General features: G+C 63.8%; 19 protein-coding genes and 1 pseudogene. 17 read left to right on the top strand and 3 right to left on the bottom strand.

What is annotated here, in order from left to right:
• The first annotated feature begins 80 nt into the window (after positions 1-80).
• The 3 genes from HMPREF3016_RS05515 to HMPREF3016_RS05505 are packed head-to-tail and all read left to right on the top strand — an operon-like array spanning position 81 to position 1613.
• A complete protein-coding gene (locus HMPREF3016_RS05515; RefSeq protein WP_004005479.1) occupies positions 81-590 on the top strand; it encodes a DUF4244 domain-containing protein in 510 nt (169 codons plus the stop codon).
• 58 nt (positions 591-648) lie between these two features.
• Positions 649-1071 (top strand): TadE/TadG family type IV pilus assembly protein, encoded by a 423-nt coding sequence (locus tag HMPREF3016_RS05510; protein WP_070740775.1) that lies wholly within the window; start codon positions 649-651, stop codon positions 1069-1071.
• Between the two features lie 2 nt (positions 1072-1073).
• A complete protein-coding gene (locus HMPREF3016_RS05505) occupies positions 1074-1613 on the top strand; it encodes an Rv3654c family TadE-like protein (protein ID WP_070628254.1) in 540 nt (179 codons plus the stop codon).
• A gap of 58 nt (positions 1614-1671) precedes the next feature.
• Here HMPREF3016_RS05505 and HMPREF3016_RS05500 read toward each other — a convergent pair whose 3' ends face one another.
• Positions 1672-4197 (bottom strand): DEAD/DEAH box helicase, encoded by a 2526-nt coding sequence (locus HMPREF3016_RS05500; protein ID WP_070741119.1) that lies wholly within the window; start codon positions 4195-4197, stop codon positions 1672-1674.
• Positions 4198-4359: 162 nt separating this feature from the next.
• Here HMPREF3016_RS05500 and HMPREF3016_RS10785 point away from each other — a divergent pair, with 162 nt between their 5' ends.
• The 3 genes from HMPREF3016_RS10785 to HMPREF3016_RS05490 are packed head-to-tail and all read left to right on the top strand — an operon-like array spanning position 4360 to position 6002.
• Positions 4360-4566 carry a hypothetical protein gene (locus HMPREF3016_RS10785; protein WP_246828474.1) on the top strand — a complete coding sequence of 69 codons (207 nt, stop codon included), beginning with the start codon at positions 4360-4362 and terminating at the stop codon, positions 4564-4566.
• Between the two features lie 18 nt (positions 4567-4584).
• The gene (locus HMPREF3016_RS05495) at positions 4585-5499 is read left to right on the top strand and encodes an oxygen-dependent tRNA uridine(34) hydroxylase TrhO (protein WP_013397752.1); all 915 of its coding nucleotides are present in this window, start codon (positions 4585-4587) and stop codon (positions 5497-5499) included.
• Positions 5496-6002: a GyrI-like domain-containing protein gene (locus HMPREF3016_RS05490; protein ID WP_070740772.1), complete on the top strand. Its 507-nt coding sequence runs from the start codon at positions 5496-5498 to the stop codon at positions 6000-6002. Before HMPREF3016_RS05495 ends, HMPREF3016_RS05490 begins: the two co-directional genes overlap by 4 nt.
• Before the next feature lie 10 nt (positions 6003-6012).
• Here HMPREF3016_RS05490 and HMPREF3016_RS05485 read toward each other — a convergent pair whose 3' ends face one another.
• Together HMPREF3016_RS05485 and HMPREF3016_RS05480 are read right to left on the bottom strand one after the other, a co-directional pair.
• Positions 6013-6477 (bottom strand): pyrimidine dimer DNA glycosylase/endonuclease V, encoded by a 465-nt coding sequence (locus HMPREF3016_RS05485; RefSeq protein WP_070740769.1) that lies wholly within the window; start codon positions 6475-6477, stop codon positions 6013-6015.
• Between the two features lie 160 nt (positions 6478-6637).
• A complete protein-coding gene (locus tag HMPREF3016_RS05480) occupies positions 6638-7990 on the bottom strand; it encodes a hypothetical protein (RefSeq protein WP_246828473.1) in 1353 nt (450 codons plus the stop codon).
• 560 nt (positions 7991-8550) lie between these two features.
• Between HMPREF3016_RS05480 and HMPREF3016_RS05475 the strand changes: the two are divergent.
• The 11 genes and pseudogenes from HMPREF3016_RS05475 to HMPREF3016_RS05430 form a co-directional block, all read left to right on the top strand.
• Positions 8551-8865 (top strand): annotated as a pseudogene (locus HMPREF3016_RS05475) (LLM class flavin-dependent oxidoreductase); the annotation flags it as partial.
• Positions 8866-8911: 46 nt separating this feature from the next.
• Positions 8912-10348, top strand: coding sequence for a recombinase family protein (locus tag HMPREF3016_RS05470; RefSeq protein WP_048751202.1), 1437 nt, complete (start codon positions 8912-8914; stop codon positions 10346-10348).
• Between the two features lie 181 nt (positions 10349-10529).
• Entirely contained in the window at positions 10530-10742 is a 213-nt protein-coding gene (locus HMPREF3016_RS05465) for a hypothetical protein (RefSeq protein WP_003780572.1), read from the top strand.
• Positions 10742-10990: a hypothetical protein gene (locus HMPREF3016_RS05460; RefSeq protein ID WP_003780556.1), complete on the top strand. Its 249-nt coding sequence runs from the start codon at positions 10742-10744 to the stop codon at positions 10988-10990. The genes HMPREF3016_RS05465 and HMPREF3016_RS05460 overlap by 1 nt, the downstream gene beginning before the upstream one ends.
• Positions 10990-11349 carry a hypothetical protein gene (locus HMPREF3016_RS05455; RefSeq protein ID WP_048751204.1) on the top strand — a complete coding sequence of 120 codons (360 nt, stop codon included), beginning with the start codon at positions 10990-10992 and terminating at the stop codon, positions 11347-11349. Before HMPREF3016_RS05460 ends, HMPREF3016_RS05455 begins: the two co-directional genes overlap by 1 nt.
• On the top strand, positions 11333-12754 hold the full coding sequence (locus HMPREF3016_RS05450; RefSeq protein WP_048751205.1) for a Rep family protein: 1422 nt from the start codon (positions 11333-11335) through the stop codon (positions 12752-12754). Before HMPREF3016_RS05455 ends, HMPREF3016_RS05450 begins: the two co-directional genes overlap by 17 nt.
• Positions 12751-13341 carry a hypothetical protein gene (locus HMPREF3016_RS05445; RefSeq protein WP_048751206.1) on the top strand — a complete coding sequence of 197 codons (591 nt, stop codon included), beginning with the start codon at positions 12751-12753 and terminating at the stop codon, positions 13339-13341. The genes HMPREF3016_RS05450 and HMPREF3016_RS05445 overlap by 4 nt, the downstream gene beginning before the upstream one ends.
• Complete coding sequence (locus HMPREF3016_RS10780; RefSeq protein ID WP_009397940.1) at positions 13338-14624, top strand: relaxase/mobilization nuclease domain-containing protein; 1287 nt, start codon at positions 13338-13340, stop codon at positions 14622-14624. The genes HMPREF3016_RS05445 and HMPREF3016_RS10780 overlap by 4 nt, the downstream gene beginning before the upstream one ends.
• Positions 14575-15117, top strand: a complete 543-nt coding sequence (locus HMPREF3016_RS10775) for a hypothetical protein (RefSeq protein ID WP_009397937.1) — start codon at positions 14575-14577, stop codon at positions 15115-15117. The genes HMPREF3016_RS10780 and HMPREF3016_RS10775 overlap by 50 nt, the downstream gene beginning before the upstream one ends.
• Positions 15118-15205: 88 nt before the next feature.
• The gene (locus HMPREF3016_RS05435; RefSeq protein WP_003780589.1) at positions 15206-15574 is read left to right on the top strand and encodes a Cd(II)/Pb(II)-sensing metalloregulatory transcriptional regulator CmtR; all 369 of its coding nucleotides are present in this window, start codon (positions 15206-15208) and stop codon (positions 15572-15574) included.
• The gene (locus tag HMPREF3016_RS05430; RefSeq protein WP_070740763.1) at positions 15571-17475 is read left to right on the top strand and encodes a heavy metal translocating P-type ATPase; all 1905 of its coding nucleotides are present in this window, start codon (positions 15571-15573) and stop codon (positions 17473-17475) included. The genes HMPREF3016_RS05435 and HMPREF3016_RS05430 overlap by 4 nt, the downstream gene beginning before the upstream one ends.
• The last annotated feature ends 19 nt before the right edge of the window (positions 17476-17494 follow it).

The raw sequence follows: 17494 nt of genomic DNA, 5'->3' as shown, positions 1-17494 counted from the left end.
GGTGAGCTTCGCCCCGAGGCACGTTGCACCAAATCTACCCACAAAAATTATCAAACAACACTATATGAAAGGAAACAACGATGACTGTTGTACACTCTGCTCCCGCTCTGCACACCACGCACCGGAGCACTCAGGAATGCCTTGAGGCCTATGCCCGCACGGAAGAGAACCCCGTACTTTTAGGGCAGGCACTTGACGAATACACGAACATATACCTGCAGCAGCTTGAACCGCATCTTGCCCAACAACTAGCGCAGGCGCTCGCCGCCGGCTGCACCCTCGATAAATGCGCCGCAGAATGCCGTTCCCTGAGTGAACACGAGGAACTCTTCGCGGGAATTCGCACGGATGAAGCTGCCGAACTGCACGAGATGACCTCGCCCACCGATGAGGTTGAATATGCGGACGAAAACGACCCTGAGGAGGGCGCCAGCACCGCAGAATACGGCATCGTAATGCTCGCCGCCGTAGGTTTTGCCGGTCTGCTGGTCGCCATTCTCAAGTCCGACGAGATTCGCGGCATGCTCGTAGATATGGTCAAGAACGCCCTTGCAACGGGCGGTTCTGGGCTGACCTTTGGGCTTTTCTAAACCCGGTACTGCCCGTGAAAGCCGCGAGAGTTGCCCAAACCCCACGAAAGGAACGTCTATGAGGCTTATACACCGCATGATGCGCGCCTGGCGGTTACGCGCACGTGATGAAGGCGCTGTGACTGCCGAATTCGCGGTCGCTCTGCCCGCCGTGATCGCAGTGCTCGCACTCTGTCTCTCAGCGGCAGCGGTAGGCATAGCCCAGTCGCAGCTAGAAGAATCCTCGCGAGTCGCGGCACGCGCCTTCGCCCGGGGAGACAACCTCGCCGCCGTACAGCATGAAGTTTCGCGGATAGACCCCAGCATTAACCTACAGGTACAGACCATGGAAGAAACTTCGGGGGCGCGGCAGGTGCGGGTTCAGGTGGAGCGTGCGGCACCGGGGGTTATCGGCTCGGTAACCGGCTGGAGGCTGCAGGCCACCGCGACCGCACGGGTTGAGGGCAGCTCGGATAACGCCACGACAGTTGGCGGCGAATAAACATGGTCACGCCTGGTTTCATCTGGAATGCATGCGTGCCGCCGTTTGCCAAACCGCGGCGCGAGGCGGCTGACCGACCGCAGCCGACCGAAAACCCGGAGGAGGGGAGCGGCACCGTACTCGCGGTAGGCATTATCGCCGCCCTGCTGATCCTGGCAACCGTCATCATCGGTTTTGCGGGGGTAAGCATGGCGAATCGGCGGGCGGCGCAGGCGGCAGACCTTGCGGCGCTCGCCGCGGCGGATGCGCTGCGCGGCATCACCCCTGGGGATCCTTGCGAAGTTGCCGCCCAGGTAGCCCGTGATAATAACGCCAATCTGGTGGGGTGCGCCCTCGCGGACCGCCCCGAAACCGTGGATATTCGGGTGAACTCTGCCGTGCACGGACCGTTTGCTTTCCTCGGCGATGCGCAAGGTACATCGCGTGCCGGGGCACCGCATCCGGACTCTGGGGCGGGTGCACCCGATGAGGGATTATCCGGCGACGAGATTCCCGAAAACGCTCCCTCTGACCGATCTGCTGAAGAACCGAAAAGCCCATAAAATCCGGCTGATGAGATCGATAGGAGGTGTTAGTCAGACCTCGTGGAATGCTCTAGCCTTACAGCATGTCCCGTTCTGCGTCATCGAGTGAGTGCAGCATTACCCGCAGTAGGTTTTGTGCGCCCGCCTTGGAGAGCGGTTCGTTGCGGTTGCCGCATTTGGGGGACTGTACGCAGGAGGGGCAGCCGCTCTCGCATCCGCAGGAATCAATAGCGTCCAGGGTTGCGCCCAGCCAGGTGCGAACCGCCTCAAACCCGCGCTGGGTAAAGCCTGCTCCGCCGGGTGCTGCATCGTACACGAAGATGGTGGGGCGTTCCGTATCGGCGTGGTACAGGGTGGAGAGTCCGCCTAAATCCCAGCGGTCGCAGGTCGCAATCAGCGGTAGCAGACCGATGGCGGCGTGTTCTGCGGCGTGCAGGGTGCCGGGTGCATCGGGTTCGGTCACACCGGCGGCAAACAGGTAACTTGGCTCGAAGGTAAACCAGATAGCCTCGGTCATCAGGATGCTCGGCGGCATCTCCATCGGCTCATCGCCCAGGTACTCACTGCCGTACACCGAGAACCGTTGAAAGCCCATAACCTGATCGGTCACCTGAACCCGCCCGCGATGCATCGTCAGACCAGCAGCACCGGGCTGGGTGCCGTCGAATCCGTACCGCACACCCGCCTTTTCCTGCAGAATCTTAACCTCGGTCGCCTCGATCGCCCGCGTGTAATAGTCGGGGTACACTCGCGAGAGCAGAATAACGCGCGCCGCTTCATCCAGGGACTCCACCAAATACTGGGCGTTCTGGTGAATATAGATAGCACCAGGGTGTCCCTGAGTCATTGCCTGCGCCGAATCCATCGTGCCAATCAGCGAACCGTCCTCAGCATCAATCAGTTGATAGGGACCACCGCCGGTGGCACGCAGATCCACCAGATTCGTCGCCGACTCCGCGTGCGTCCAATACCAGCCATCCGCCCGGCGGCGCAGATAATTCTGCTGCACCAACCGGTTAAGCAGAGCCTCAGTATGCTCGCCGAACAGCGAAAGCTCCTCGGCACGCAGCGGCGACTCCGCCGCGGCAGCGCACAAATGTGGCGAAAGCACATACGGGTTCGTCGGGTCGAATACGGTAGCTTCCACGCTCTGCCCGAAAATCGCCTGCGGATGATGTACCAGGTACGTATCCAACGGATCGTCCCCGGCGATAAGCACAGCGAGCGCATCCTGACCCCCGCGACCGGCACGCCCAATCCGCTGAATAAAGGATGCGCGGGTTCCGGGCCAGCCCGTCACGAGCACCGCATCCAGCCCGGAAATATCGATACCCAGCTCAAGCGCAGAGGTACTTGCCAGCCCGAGCAGTTCGCCGGTGCGCAGCCGATGCTCAAGCTCACGGCGTTCCTCGGGCATATACCCCGAACGGTACGCCGCCACCCGATGCGCCAGCCCCGCCTCCGTCTCATCAAGGTAGCGCTGCGCTCGCTGAGAGATCAGCTCAGCACCGCGCCGCGACCGGGTGAAGGCAAGCGTGCGGGTGCGCGAAAGTACCAGGTCGGTGAGCATCTGAGCACCCTGTTCAATAGCGGAGATACGCTGCGGCGCCTGCTTTTCCGCCTCGGAACGGGTGTCGAAGGCGCTAGCACCGGCGGCGAGTTTATCGGTCACCTGCGTATCGGGCAGAAACTCCGGTTCCCATAGGATGACGGTGGATTCTCCACGCGGTGCGGTCGATGCGGTAATCGCGTCAACGTTCCCCTCAGGTACGCCAATGAGCTTGGCGAAAGACTCGGCAGGGTTCGCACTCGTGGCAGATGCCCCATAGAATACCGGGCTCACCCGGTAGAGCGCGCAGACTCGGCGCAGGCGGCGCAGCAGATTGGCGATATGCGCGCCGAACACGCCGCGGTAGCTGTGTACTTCGTCAAGCACCACATAGCGCAGCCCGCGCAGGAAGTTCGCCCATTGCCGGTGGTTGCCCAGAATTCCGTAGTTGAGCATATCCGGGGTGGTGAGCACAAAATTAGCGTGTTCGCGCACCCACCGCCGCTCCTGTGCCGGGGTGTCGCCGTCATAGGTGGCGGCGTTGAGCCCGGGAAGGTGGTAGGCGGTGATGGCGTTGAGCTGGTCGGCTGAGAGCGCCCGCGCCGGTGAAATATATAGAACGTTCGCTCTCTGATGAAATCCTGTGGAACCTGCATCTGCTGCCGTGGTGCTGAGCGGTTCACGGCGCGCCCCGCGGTAGAGGGCGTCGAAGGCGGGCATGAGGTAGCTCAGGGATTTTCCGGATGCGGTCCCGGTCGCCACAATCACATGCCGCGCCGTTGTGTCCGACTCATCGTGCCCCTGCCCGGATGCTCGCCCGAAGGAGAGCCGGTGCGCGTCTTCGGCGAGTGCAGCATCGAATGCACAATGCGCTGCCTGTGCCGCCTGCACCTGGTGGGTGTACGGTTCGTGCACGCCCAGCGACTCGAAAGCCTCAATCACGCGCGGGTGCAGCCAGTGCGGCCACGGCGAATACTGCCCTTCACGTGCGGGGATGCGGTGCACATGGGTGATTTGCGGGGGCAGCGAGCCGTCACCGGGAAGTTTGGGCATAAGCCTGCTCAGCTGTTCGCGAAGGTTCTCATCGGGGCGCGAGGCAGAGGGGAATCCGGGGTGCTCATCAGCCGGGGAGTCGCAGGAAGGTTCGGGGCGCATCACACCATTGTAAAACCTCGGGTACGGTAAACCGGCGTGGGCAATCGCAGGGCGCCCGGTATGTTCCACTCGCCTCAGCAGGAAGGTATTCGCTACCAGAAAACGGCGAAATCAGCCGGTGCAATGGGGCAGAAAAACGACGAGATATACCTCATGGTGAAGAAATCACATGCACCCATCATCGCGGGCGCATCCCGCGGGAGAACAAGGATTATCGGCCACGTTACGGGACGAGTTCCGCCGCCACGGCACACACGATGTACCTAGAAAGCGTAAAATAAGAGGGTGGCTCAGAATCGAATTATCTTGTATTACCAGTTTGCCCCCATAACCGACCCCGTGGCGGTCATGCTCTGGCAGCGTGCCCTGTGCGAGAAGCTCGGTTTGCGCGGGCGCATCCTCATTTCCAAACACGGCATTAACGGCACGCTCGGCGGCGAAATCAGCGCGGTTAAGGCGTACACCAAAGAAACCCGCCAGTACCCCGGTTTCAAGAACATGGAATTCAAATGGTCTGAGGGCGGTGCCGAAGACTTCCCCCGTCTGTCGGTCAAAGCACGCGATGAAATCGTGGCGTTCGGCGCTCCCGACGAGCTCAAAGTAGACGAAAACGGCGTGGTCGGCGGCGGCGTGCACCTCAAACCCGAAGAGGTGAACAAGCTCGTGGAAGAACGCGGCGATGAAGTCGTCTTTTTCGATGGACGCAACGCTTTCGAGGCCAAAATCGGTAAGTTCAAGAACGCCGTGGTACCCGATGTTCGCACCACCCACGACTTTATTCGAGAGATCGAATCCGGTAAGTATGACGATCTGAAAGATAAGCCCGTCGTCACCTACTGCACCGGCGGCATTCGATGCGAAATCCTCTCCGCCCTCATGAAGAACCGCGGATTTAAAGAGATCTACCAGATCGACGGCGGTATTGTGCGCTACGGCGAAAAATACGGCGATAAGTCCCTGTGGGAGGGCTCGCTCTACGTGTTCGATAAGCGCATGCACATGGAGTTCACCCCGGATACTGTCACAATTGGCCAGTGTGAGCGTTGCTCGGCACCGTCTAATAAATTTGAGAACTGCTCGAATGAGAGCTGCCGCGAACTCGTGCTCCTCTGCCCAGAATGCGCCACCGACGATGCGAAACGCCGCTGCGTGCCCGAATGCGCGGTGGACCGCCAGAGCGCCCACGCGGGTATCTCATGAGCGATTCCGTACAGGCGCCCGTGACGGTTTCACCCGCGCGCATTGAGAAACACGGCTCTTTGCTGGTCGCGGGAGTATCCCAGGTGTATAAGCTGGGGGACGATTTCACGCCGCTGTGGGATGAGCTGAATCAGAAGGCATCCCCGGCGATGCTCGATATTCTGGCGGTCACCCAGTACATTGGTGTGTGCACCCAACCCAGCACCGATGGTTTCGTGCGCTACACGGCCGGCATTTTGGTTGATGACCGTGCCTCGGCACATAAACTTGGGCTGGGTCTGCTGGAACTTCCCGCGAGCACCTACGCGGTGGTTGAGATTACCGGGTCGATTTCGCGGTCTATTCCGGCAGGTTTTGAGAGCTTTGAGCGTGATTTCTTCCCGGCGCATCCGCAGTACCGCCCGTTAGGCGGCCTGGAGGTGTACGGTCGCGGCGATATGCAGGCGGCAGACTACACGATGGAACTGTGGGTGCCGCTGCTAGAGGTTCCTGCATCAGCATAAAGCGCTCCGACTAGAACTCCTTGGTCTTCTCCCAGTCTTCTACCTCGCCGGAGACTACCTCGAACACGGGGTGCACCGCGGGCTTACCGGCCTGGGTGAATTTCGCGAGACGCTCGGTAAGAATAGGCTCCCAATCGACATCTCGCCCGGCAACTTTGTGTGCCAGAAAGCTCAATTCGTAGGCAAGCTGGCCCTCGGTCACGGGAATAGAGCTCAGGTTCTTACCCCGCTCAGTGGCAATCAGCGAACGGTTGAAGGAGTACCCGCGCAGATGCGCCTCATCGGCGAGCCCGTGCAGATAAGCCCCAATTGCCTCCACCGGCTGAGAATGCGCACGAAACCGAATGAGCTGAGGATGATTCGTGTACCCTCGGGTGAGCCCGCGCAGCACTTTCTGCGCAAGCAAGCTCTCACGCCAGCACGCGATCAGGGCGCGACGGTCAAGAAGGGACGGGTGGGCAGACCAAATACGCATCTGTCCACTATACAGCCGCAGACCTGCGCTCTTAGGTAAAACAGCAGCGGTCTGCCCAAAAATATTGAGGCAGAATGCACCTGTGGGGCGCTCGCATCTGAACAGGATGCGAGCGCCCCACAGTGGTGCAGGTGCCTTGAGGCTACGAGTTCCGCGCTAGCTATGTCCAGTATCCTGGACCTTCGGGCGAGGTAGGCTCCGGATCGGGCTGCTTATTCGGATCTGAAGGGCAGAAAGAATACGTAATTGTGCCGTCTCTGATTTCTCCCCGCCAGTCTGCCCCGCCTTCGGCGCTAATATAGGGATCGATCACGTCGGGAGACACAAAGTTTCCGCCGCCGCCTCCTCCTCCCGAGGCAACGCCCACAAATGCGGCTTCATCATACATATACACGGGATTTTCGGATCCGCCTCCACCGTAGCCCGCGCCACCGCCTCCGGAAACAATGTATCCGATACCATTGCGGTCATCGCTTGTGTTGCCTGCGGTATTGAGCGTATACCCGTAGGCAACAACGCCGTCAGCCCCGTTGCCGTTGGGCCCAGAGCCCCCGGGTTTGCCTGCGGTATTTCCGGTATGAATCTCTGTTCGTGAGGTTGAGGAAAAGGTCAGCTCTTTATCTCCCGTAATAGTGGCGAGGTCGCCGCCGGAACCGCCAGCTGTGTTGCTGCCATTCGACCCGGAAGGAATCAGAATCTCGGCGTCGTAGTGCTGATAGTAACGTTCCTGCCCCGAGCGCCCCAACCCCTCGGGCACGTATTCATCGCCAGCAGAACCTCCCTGACCAATATGCAGATTAAAGTTGTCATAAGAAGTTGGGTCGTCTGTTATCCAGGTTCCCGCGTAAGTAACGACGTGTGTGAGCCCGCGTGCGCCTGCGCCCCCGCCGCCTCCAGCGATGGCGAGTACGGTTTCTTGGGAAGTTTTTGCATCGACCATGACGATTGCCGAAGAACCGCCGCCGGAGCCCGAATAGACTGTAACCTTATTGCTGTGGCTGTTCAGCTTGCCCTGTACATCTGACCCCAGCGCGGTGGGTAGTGCCGCAGACGAACCGCCGTTACCGTACCCTTCGCCGCCTTTGGCGGGGCGGTCATAATATCCGACGCCGCTGGCACCCACATAGAATTTGATGCGCTGCCCGGGTGTTACCTTGACGGTTCCTTGAATATAAGCACCACCGCCTGCGGTTCCGCCGGTTCTGTTATATCCTGTGGCTTCCGAGTACCGTGTCGCCAGGCTACCGCCCGACCCGCCGCGCAGGTAGAAGCGCATATACGAGGCATAATCGGGAACCACAATTTCTTCATAGCCTTTTTCACCGGCTGCACGGCTTTGCGCGGCGGTGCGCACATCCTTGGCAAAAATATCGTAGCTTTTATCGGGGTCTAGGCAGGGGCCGTCGTCGGCAGATGATGATGCGTATGCCGGAATAACGGCGGTGCTCAGCACAAGCGGCGCAGCCCATGCGGTTCCGGTCACCAGGTTTCGGCGAGAGAGGCCTCGTCTCATGAAAATATCCTTGCGTTTGAAGTTGTCGTGAGTGTTTGCCGTGCGCAATAGTCCCAAAAAACCGCGCTGCACCGCCAACTCAAGGCTGGTGGGGCTTCGTAACGCGTGCGTGACGTCATGGTCAGCGAGATCCACTGTGACAGAGCGTTGCCATTATGTCATGACCTGTCTTATATCGAGTATTTCCTAAAATTCAGGTGCATCTTGAAGAGCCGAGCCAGAAAAACAATGTCTGTAGTACCTGCACCTAGAAAATAATGAATCATATGGTTTTTCTGCCGGGGTCTTATACATAAAAGATTTGAACGAGGTATGGATATGCTAAGGGTAGAAGAAATGCACATTCATTACCTTGAGGTAAGTATTGCGCGTAAAAAAATATAAATGAATCATTACCTAATATGTCGCATGTATTTTATATAGAATAGCTTTCTGACTAGTAATTATATAGGTGGTTTTACTCATATTATTTAAAACTTGTTCTGTAAAGTAAATAATTGTATGCTGAATGCTCATACACGAGGAAATACCCCCTGTAGGGCAATACGAAAGGCATAACAATGAACGCATCAGACACTCAGAAAACCGAACTAGCGGTACAAAATCTTGAACCACAGCCGGGCACAGAGAAAAAACTTGGTTTTCTTTCTTTTGGGCACTGGGCCGAAATTCCCGGTTCGCGCGTGAACAGCGCATCCGAATCTTTGCACCAGGCTATCGATTTGGCGGTAGGCGCCGAAGACATCGGCCTAGACGGTGCTTTCTTCCGCGTGCACCATTTCGATCAGCAGCAGGCAACCCCGTACCCGCTTCTGTCGGCGATCGCCGCGAAGACCAGCCGCATTGAGCTTGGTACCGGCGTGATCGACATGCGCTAGCGCATGTAGCGGTTGCAACACCCGTTCACGTAAGCTTGGTTGCATGGTCGAACTGGTATCGCTGAGGAAGACGAACGAGGTTGCGGCGTACGTCCGCGCCTCGATGGACCGCAAGGGCGACCGATGGACCGTCGAGACCCAGCTGAGAAAGATCAGGGCGCTGGCCGAGGCCAAGGACTGGAAGGTCGTCGAGGTCTACGACGACAACGCGGTGTCCGCGACGAAGAAGCGCCGTGCTGGCACTCGGTGGGCCGAGATGCTGGAGGACGCCCGTGCGGGCAAGTTCTCGATGGTGGTCGCCGTGGACATGGACCGGCTCCTGCGTAGCACGAAGGACCTGAACACACTGATCGATCTCGGCCTGCGTGTCGTCACCGTTGACGGCGAGATCGACCTCTCGACGGCGGACGGGGAGTTCCGGGCGACGATGCTCGCCGCTCTCGCCCGGTTCGAGGCACGACGCAAGGCCGAGCGACAAATCAGGTCGAACGAGCGCCGACGCGCCGAGGGCATCCCCACGTCCGCCTGGAAGGCGTTCGGCTGGACGAGGGACGGCGAGTTGATCGAGGAGGAGGCCGCCGCCGTACGGCGGGCCTTCGATGCGTTCCTCGGCGAGCCGTCCCTGTCGATCCGGCGAATCCGCGAGGACCTGAACAGCGCCGGTCACTTCACCGCGCGTGGGTCGGAGTTCTCCGTCGATGCTGTGCGCTACCTGCTCGCGAACCCGCTTTACTGTGGCTACATCAAGCACTACGCGTCGGGCGAGCTGTACCCGGTTCAGGGCGAGGCGTTCCCGCCCATCGTCGGCGAGCAGACGTGGCGGGCCGCGGTGGCGAAGCTGGAGGACAACGTGCGGAGGTCGGCGAGGCAGGGGAACCAGCCGAAGTATCTCCTGTCCACGATCGGGCTGTGCGGGAAGTGCGGCGCGACGCTCGTCTCGGGGACGAACAGCCGCAAGCAGCCGACGTACCGCTGCGGCGAGCAGTTCCATCTCACCCGCCAGCGCGAGCCCGTCGATGCGATGGTCACCGAGGCGGTGCTCACGCGTCTGTCCTCGGTGGACGTGCACGACCTCGTGATGCCACAGGAGGACGATGGGCCGGATCGCGAGGAGCTGCTGACGGAGCGGAACGCCCTGGTCGATCGGGTGAAGGAGCTGAGCCCGCTGCTGCGCGACATCCATCAGCCGGTCCTGGAGATAACGGCAGCGATCAACGACGTGAAGGCCCGCATCGACGAGATCGACGCGGAGCTGCTCGACCGTTCGGTGTCGGCGGCGGCGAAGCTGCTCGTGGACGTCGAGGAGCCGGTCGGCACCGCGGAGCGCCGCGAGGTGGTCGAGGCGAAGTGGAAGGTGTTGGACGTGGACCGCCGCCGGATGCTCGTGGACGAGCTGGTGACGGTGACCATCGAGCCCATCACGCCCGGTCACGTGAAATTCGACCCCGACCTGATTCGGATAGAGCCGCGTCGCGACTGACTCATGAGTCGACTCGTCATTGCAATGGTGAGTCGACTCGTGGGAGAATGGTTGCAGACAAGAAGATCCCACCGGGGCCGCGACTTAGAAGCGCGGGGTTCTGCTCCCGGATGAGTAGCCGGTCAAACAGCCCAATTACCGTGGCGGGGAACCGGAAGATACTCATGTCTGAGGACTTCCGATGTCTGTCGTTATCGACGTTCCCCGCGCATCCGCGCTCGACCGCCCTGGCCTCGATCAGGGCTCCACTCCTTCTCCGCAGGCAGACGGCCTCGATCCCGTCATCGCCGCCGCTCGTGCTGCTGGTCGTCTGGCCGGTGAACGCCTGGCTCGCACGCCCCTGACCCCGCGACAGCGCGCCGCGGTCGCCGCCGTGATGGGCGGTGGTCACTGATGAGCGCCAACTCCGCCGCCTTCGACCACGTGAACGGCTTCCGCTGGCGACAGGGCGACCCCTCCCTCGCCGAGTCCGAGGCACGTCTCTACGACCTCGGCGTGCTCCGCTCCGTGCTGGAGGAGTCCGTCGAGATCGCCGTCGCCGACGCCCGCGCCGATGGGGTGACCTGGGCGAAGATCGGCGACGCCCTCGGCGTCACGCACCAGGCTGTCATCAAGCGCTACGGCCGGGGCGGTGGTCGCTGATGCGCGCCGACGCACGCAACCTCAGCACCGCTCCCGCCGACCTGACCCCGCCCGGAGGGCCTGGCCTGGCACCCGCCGAAGGCGGGCTGCCCGTCGTCGTGATGACGGTCCGCAGCCGTGCTTCGCACTCTAAGAGTTTCGGGAGCCTCATTCGTTCCTACGGGCGCGGCAAGGGCTTGTCGATTGCCGCGTCCTGCAACAACGTGTCTGGTCAGCGGTCGGTTCCGCCCGCGCTCCGTCGCGTGGCCTCGTGGGATCATTTTGGGTCTCATTTGGGGGTCAATAGGGGGTCATTTAGGCGCCGCACTCTCTCTGAGGCCCTCCGCGCTGTCCGCGGCGGGGGTGGTCGCTGTGGCTAAGCAGGAGAACAACCCGACGAGCATCGGGCTCACGCAGTACCTCGATCCGTCGTACTGGACCTGGGCTGCCGAGGACCCGAACGGGGCCGCGCTGCTCCAGCAGGGAGCCGAGGCGATCCTCGCCTACGTGGTGCAGCGGCTCGAGGCCACCGGCTGCGAGGTCGTCGAGGCCTACGGCATCGTGCATGACAAGGACGAGCGCGAGGTCTGGAGCGACACGGAGAAGGCTCTGGTGATCGAGCCGAAGCCCGATCACCTGCACGCGGTCATCAAGTTCGCCAGCCGTGCGAAGAGCGCACCGCTGGATCGGCTCGCGTTCGGCATCGGCGTCGAGCCCCAGTACGTCGAGAAGCCGGGCCGCGGGCGGTACGCCTACGACAACATGCTGTCGTATCTGACGCACGTGAAGTACGCGGACAAGCACCAATACGCGCCTTCGGAGGTCGCTACGGTGCGTGGGCCTGACTACCTCGGGATCGACGCCCAGCGTCGGGAGACCTGGCTCAAGGGGCGCGCGCACGTGAAGAAGAAGGTCGTCGCCGAGAACTTCGAGGACATGCGCGAGCGCGTGCTCCAGGGCGAGTTCACGCGGGATCAGATCATGCTCACGGACGAGCTGTTCGACATCTACTCGCGGCATCAGCGGGAGATCGACGACGCGCTGTCGGCCTACGGCCAGCGCCGCGCATACCGGGCGGCGGCGAAGCTCCGCGCCGGTGAGTTCTCGACGCACGTGGTGTTCGTCCATGGGGATGCCGGGATCGGCAAGACCCGGTTCGCCACGGACTTCATCACCGAGGCGATCAACGCGGCGAACGCGCACGGCGAGCGGTGGCAGGTCTACCGGGCCGCGACGGGGAACCCGCTTGATGACTGGCGAGGCGAGGAGGTGCTGCTGCTGGACGATCTGCGGGCCTCGGCGATGGATGCGAACGACTGGCTGCTGCTGCTTGATCCGTACAACGCCTCGCCTGCGAAGGCTCGGTACAAGAACAAGGGCGAGGTGGCCCCGCGCCTTATCGTCATCACGGCGACGATCGAGCCTGTCGAGTTCTTCTACTACGCCCGCCAGAAGGGCAACGTGGACGAGGCGTTGGACCAGTTCATCCGCCGCTTGGCCTCGGTCGTGAAGGTCTATCGTGCCGACGACATCAATCGTTACCTCGTGCAGCACATTGGGAAGATCGAGCCCTACGAGTGGCACCAGTGCAGCATCCCGACCGCCGCACACACGCCCGGCATGTACGGCAACGCGTATCACCAGAACGTCGGGTCGCGGGAACTGACCTACGGTCCGGAGACCTCGGCGGAACATGACGCTGAGGGCGCGGTTGCTGAGCTGCTGGGCGGGCTCGCGGTGCGGAGCCCTGACGTGCCGCTGGTGCTGATCGGAGGTGCCGCATGAGCACCGAACGCGATGCGCTCTTCCAGGGGGTCGAGGGGGCCGGAGGCCCCTCGCAAGCAGCCGGGGAGGACATGAGCGCCAGCGAAATGTCCGACACGGCTACTGCTTGCCACTCTGGCGTACAGGTGGAGCAGCAGACCGACTCCCAGGTGAACACCGGTCGGGCTGATGCGGAGGCTGTGCGTCAGAGTCACGGCGGCGCGAAGCGTCGTCGTGGGGACCGCGCGAAGCTCGATACCGACTTCGGAGAGGAGACGCTCGCGGCGCTTCGCACTCGTGCGAAGCGGCTCGGGCTGGCTCCGAGCACGTGGGTGCGGACCGTCGTCCGGGATGCCCTCCACGCCTCTCGGAGCGAGGAGTTGGACGCCGCCGTGGCCGCGCACCTGCTCGGGGTCGAGGCGCGGGTGCAGGCGTCGGCGGATGCTCGCGAGCTGGCCGCGCAGATTCGCCCGCTGGCGATCAACGTCAACGACCTCGACCGCCGGGCGCGGGCTGGTGAGTCAGTGGCGCTGTCGGCGGAGGTGCCCGAGCTGATCGAGTTGCTGCGCGAGGTCCGCGCCCTGCTCGGGGATCGGGCGGCCTCATGAGCACCACGCACTACAGCCCGAGCGCCAGCGCCGCCGACACGGAGCGCTATATCCGTGGCAAGGAGGACGAGCGGGGCATCGCGATCACGTGCGATGTGCCGGGAGGCCCCGGCGCGTTCTCGGCGCGCGCTCGGTCGCTCACGCAGAACACGACGCGCGAGGTCGAGGCGGTGCATTACCGCCAGTCGTTCAGCGACGAGGAGTTCGACCCGAAGAGTCCGGAGGACGTGCAGCGGGTGAACGATCTCGGTTATCAGCTCGCGAAGAAGATGCACCCGGATTCCGACTGCCTCGTAGTCAGTCATGTGGATGGGCGGGGCAAGAAGCCGCACAACCACATCTTGGTCATCAACCACAACAACCGGACGGGGAAGGCGCTCTCGGACTATCGCACGTTCCACGACCGCAAGGCCGGGAATCAGCGGGGCGTCCAGTCGGCGAACGACCAGCTGATGCGAGAACACGGGCTCTCGGTCGTGAAGCGGCTGGAGCACGCACCGAAGGACTGGGAGCTGCGCCGCGAGGACTTCGCCGAGGGATCGCTCGACCGCGAGATGGGCGACCGGATGAGCGCGGCGCTGGCCGATCCCCGGGCGGTGGACAAGGCCGGTCTGGTCTCGGTGATCGAGGAGCAGAACCAGCGGCTCGGCGATGACGGGGAGCGGGTGCCGCGGATGCGGTTGCACAGCCCCGTCAGCAAGAAGGGCAAGCGCGCCGGGCAAGAGACCTGGACGCTCTACATCGAGGATCGCCGCGGCGAGTCCGGCCGCGCCGAGCGCCGCAAGCGCGCGAGCGCCCTCTCGGCGGACTTCACCCCGGAGGGCGCGCAGGCGTTCTTCGACTACCACCAGCAGCAGAAGGAGAAGGAACATGAGCGCAGCGCTCGACAGGCTGAAGCAGCAGAACGAGCCCGAGCAGTCGCAGCAGCAGCTCGGCAGTCCGGAGACGATGGAGCTGTTGACCTCGATCCTCGCCGCCGTCGAGGCGCAGAACACGAGGATCGCCACGCTGACCGAACAGCAGAAGAAGCTCGCGGGGTTCGTGAAGGTCATGGACGAGGAGACGACGAGGCGGCTGGAGCGGATCACGGCCCCGGCGTCGACCTCCTCGCCCTCCAGCGACGTGTCCGCGAGGATCGCGAGTATCGAGAGCAGGCAGAACGAGATCGCGAGCACGCTCGGCGAGTTCGCGCAGAGTCTCAACGGCGAGAGCTTGAACGCCGCGTCGCGGAGCTTGGTCGCGGAGGCGCAGAAGAATCGCGCGGCTACGGCCTCGGCGATTGAGGGTCTGAAGGCGCAGGTCACAGCGAACCAGAAGCTCGTGAGCCAGGTCGGCGGCGCGGTCCAGCGGATCGAGAAGCGCACCGAGGAACGGGTCGAGAAGGCTGTCGAGCAGGTCGCCGGGGAGGCTTCGGCCACGATGACCGCGAGCCTCGACGCCTCGAACGCGCGGGCGGAGCGGATCATCGCCGCGACGGCGAAGCTGGAGGCGCGACAGCTCTGGTCCGCCGCCGCCGCGATGTGCCTTGTTCTCCTGCCGGTGGCCGTGGTCGTCGCCGGTCTCTGGATGGGCATCGCCGGGCTCATCACGGGTGTTCAGTGGGCGCTGGACGTGGACGGGAGCGTGTGGCTCGGCATCGGCCGGTGGCTCGTGGTCGGCGCTGGCCTCGCCGGGGCCGGCTACGGGCTCTTCGCGTCCGTCCGCTGGGTTGCGGGTCTCGTGGAGACCTGGAAGGGCCGCGGGATGCCGAAGTGGCCCCGCTGGCGCAAGAGGTGATCACGCCTCACGAGGGCAAGCGCGCGCAGCGCGTGCGGCAGCCGCGACAACTGGACATTAGGTCAGCGGCTGCTGTATAGTTCAGTGCATGCTGACCATTGCTTCGCGTCTTGACGTCATGAACCGGCTCGGCCGGGCCATGGCCGACCCGACGCGCTCCCGCATCCTGATGTCCCTGCTCGACAGCCCGAGCCACCCCGCGGTGCTCTCGCGCGAGCTGGGGCTGACCCGCTCGAACGTGTCCAACCACCTGACCTGCCTGCGCGACTGCGGGATCGTGGTCGCCGAGCCCGAGGGCCGCCAGACTCGCTACGAGATCGCCGACCCGCACCTGGCCGCGGCGCTGACGGCACTGGTCGATGTGACCCTCGCCGTGGACGAGAGCGCGCCGTGCATCGACCCGGCCTGCTCGGTGCCGGGCTGCTGCGCCGCGAGCAGTTCGGGGGACGCCTCGTGAGCGCCGCCTGCGGCTGCGACGAGCCGACGACCAGCCCCGCGGACGAGGCAGAGGAGGCAGAGCGCCCGTGGTGGCGTGATCCCGGCCTGGTCGTGCCGATCCTCTCCGGCGTCGCGTTCGGCACCGGCCTGGCGCTGGAGTGGTCGGGGCTGCACATCGCGGCGCTGGTCGCGTTCTGGGCGGGCCTGCTGCTGGGCGCGTACACGTTCGTGCCCGGTGCGATCCGGAATCTCGTTGTGAAGCGCAAGCTCGGGATCGCGCTGCTGATGACGATCAGCGCCGTGGGCGCGGTGATCCTCGGCTACGTCGAGGAGGCGGCCGCGCTGGCGTTCCTCTACTCGATCGCCGAGGCCCTGGAGGACAAGGCGATGGACCGCGCCCGCGGCGGGCTGCGCGCGCTGCTGAAGCTCGTGCCGGAGACCGCGACCGTGCTGCGCGACGGGACCTCCACCTCGGTCCCGGCCAGGGAGATCGCCGTCGGCGACGTGCTGCTGGTCCGCCCTGGCGAGCGGGTCGCGACCGATGGGCTGGTCCGCTCGGGCCGGTCGAGCCTGGACACTTCGGCGATCACCGGTGAATCGATCCCGGTCGAGGTCGCGCCCGGAGAAGCGGTGTCGGCGGGCGCGATCAACAGCGCCGGCGTGCTGGAGGTCGAGGCGACCGCCGCGGGCACCGACAACTCGCTGACCACGATCGTGGAGCTGGTAGAGCAGGCCCAGGCCGAGAAGGGCGACCGAGCCCGGATCGCTGACCGGATCGCCCGCCCGCTGGTGCCCGGCGTGATGGTCCTCGCCGTCCTCGTCGGCGTGCTCGGGTCCCTGCTCGGCGACCCGGAGACCTGGATCACCCGCGCCCTGGTCGTCCTCGTCGCGGCCAGCCCCTGCGCGCTGGCGATCGCGGTGCCCGTCACCGTGGTCTCCGCGATCGGCGCGGCGACCAAGTTCTGCGTCGTCATCAAGAGCGGGGCCGCCTTCGAGCGCCTCGGCGGCATCCGGCACCTGGCCGTGGACAAGACCGGCACTCTGACCCGCAACCGGCCCGAGGTAACCGCCATCGTCGCCGCCCATGGGTTCGACGATGCGCAGGTGCTTGCTTGGGCTGCCGCCGTGGAGCAGCACTCGACGCACCCACTCGCCGCCGCCATCGCCGCCGCGGGCCGGGGAACCCCCGCCGCGCAGGACGTGGCCGAGGAGGCCGGGCACGGCATCGGTGGCCTGGTCGACGGCCGCAGGGTGGCGGTGGGCAGTCCGCGCTGGATCGACGCCGGTCCGCTCAAGGCCCGGGTCGAGGACCTGGAGGCCGAGGGGCAGACCTGCGTGCTCGTCACCGTCGACGGCTTCCTGGCCGGGGCGATCGGCGTCCGCGACGAGCTGCGCCCCGAGGTCCCCGAGGTCGTGCGGACCCTGCGCGACCAGGGCGTCGAGGTGAGCATGCTCACCGGCGACAACTCCCGCACCGCTGCTGCGCTGGCGAAGCTGGCCGGGATCGGCGACGTGCACGCCGAGCTGCGTCCCGAGGACAAGGCTCGCATCGTCGCCGGGTTCTCGGAGACGTCGCCGACCGCGATGATCGGCGACGGCATCAACGACGCGCCCGCCCTGGCCGGGGCGACCGTGGGCATCGCGATGGGCGCGACCGGCTCCGACGCCGCGATCGAGTCCGCCGACGTCGCCTTCACCGGCCACGACCTCGGCCTCATCCCGCAGGCTCTGCGCCACGCCCGCCGCGGCGGCAGGATCATCAACCAGAACATCGTGCTGTCCTTGGCGATCATCACTGTGCTGCTGCCGCTGGCGATCACCGGCGTGCTCGGCCTGGCAGCGGTCGTCCTCGTGCACGAGGTCGCCGAAGTCGTCGTCATCGCCAACGGACTGCGGGCTGCGCGTGCCCGCAAGCAATAGGTGTTCCGTCCAACGCCAT

Origin of the sequence: Rothia sp. HMSC065D02 (assembly GCF_001815285.1) — a bacterium.
GTDB classification, from domain to species: domain Bacteria; phylum Actinomycetota; class Actinomycetes; order Actinomycetales; family Micrococcaceae; genus Rothia; species Rothia dentocariosa.
This window is presented reverse-complemented; position numbering and strand designations above follow the sequence as displayed.